At 64.0% G+C, this 1,449-nt stretch carries 1 protein-coding gene; it reads right to left on the bottom strand.

Going from position 1 to position 1,449, the window contains the following annotated elements:
* Positions 1-1,449, bottom strand: a 1,449-nt coding sequence (locus AC1Q6Y_RS27165; RefSeq protein ID WP_492625545.1) for a VCBS domain-containing protein, incomplete at both ends; no start/stop codon positions are given.

Below are 1,449 nucleotides of genomic sequence, written 5' to 3'. Positions count from 1 at the left end.
TCGGTGAGGTTGGCGATGTCGGCGGACAGCACGGCCGCATCGTTGGTGCCGAGGATATGCACGGTGACCGAAGTGAGGGTGCCGTCGGCACTGCTCACCGCAAAGGTGTCGGTGTAGGTGGTACCGGCGGCGAACTCGTTGTGGGCGGAGCTGGCGACGTAGGTCCAGGCACCGCCGGTACCGATGGAGAACTGGCCGTAGCTGCCGGCGGTGTTGGTTTGGGCGACGAAGGTCGCGGCGCTGTCGACGTCGCTGATGGTCAGGGTGCCGCTGGTGGAGATGTCGACGGCGGCATTGGTCTCGGTGAGGTTGGCGATGTCGGCGGACAGCACGGCAGCATCATTGGTGCCGAGGATATTCACGGTGACCGAAGTGAGGGTGCCATCGGCACTGCTCACCGCGAAGGTGTCGGTGTAGGTGGTGCCGGCGGCGAACTCGTTGTGGGCGGAACTGGCGACGTAGGTCCAGGCACCGCCGGTGCCGATGGAGAACTGGCCGTAGCTGCCGGCGGTGTTGGACTGCGCCTGGAAGCTTTCCGGGCTGTCGATATCGCTAATGGTCAGGCTGCCGCCGGTGGTCAGCGGAGCATTGGTTTCGCTCAGCGTAACGCTGGCCGAGGACAGCACGGCGGCGTCGTTGCTACCAGTGACGGTGATAGTCACCAGCTGGGTGTCGACGCCACCGAGGCCATCGCTGACCTGCACGCTGAACACTTCGTTGTGACTCTCGCCCGCCTTCAGTGACTGCACCGCACTGGCGACACCATCGGTGCCATTGGCCAAGGTGTAGGTCCACTGGCCGCTGTTGTTCACGGCGATCGAGCCATAGGTGCCGGTATTTGACCCGGCAATACTCCAGGTGGCGGTGGCATCGTGGTCGATGTCGACCGAGCTGAACTGGCCGCTGACGCTGAGCGTGCTGTCTTCCTGCACCGCGCCCGCATCATGGCCGGTCGCGAAGCTGAGCACTGGCGCGTCATTGCTGCCGGTGACGGTGATAGTCACCAGTTGGGTGTCGACGCCGCCGAGGCCATCGCTGACCTGCACGCTGAACACTTCGTTGTGACTCTCGCCCGCCTTCAGCGACTGCACTGCACTGGCGACACCATTGGCGCCATTGGTCAGCGTGTAGGTCCACTGGCCGCTGTTGTCCACGGCGATCGAGCCGTAGGTGCCGGCATTTGACCCGGCAATACTCCAAGTGGCGGTGGCATCGTGATCGATGTCGGCCGAGCTGAACTGGCCACTGACGCTGAGTGTGGAGTCTTCCTGCACCGCGCCGGCATCATGGCCGGTCGCGAAACTGAGCACCGGTGCGTCGTTGTTGCCGGTGATGGTGATAGTCACCAGCTGGGTGTCGACGCCACCGAGACCATCGCTGACCTGCACGCTGAACACTTCGTTGTGACTCTCGCCCGCCTTCAGCGACTGCACTGCACTGGCGACACCA

Source organism: Pseudomonas sp. GW823-FHT06E10 (assembly GCF_058794995.1).
This window is presented reverse-complemented; position numbering and strand designations above follow the sequence as displayed.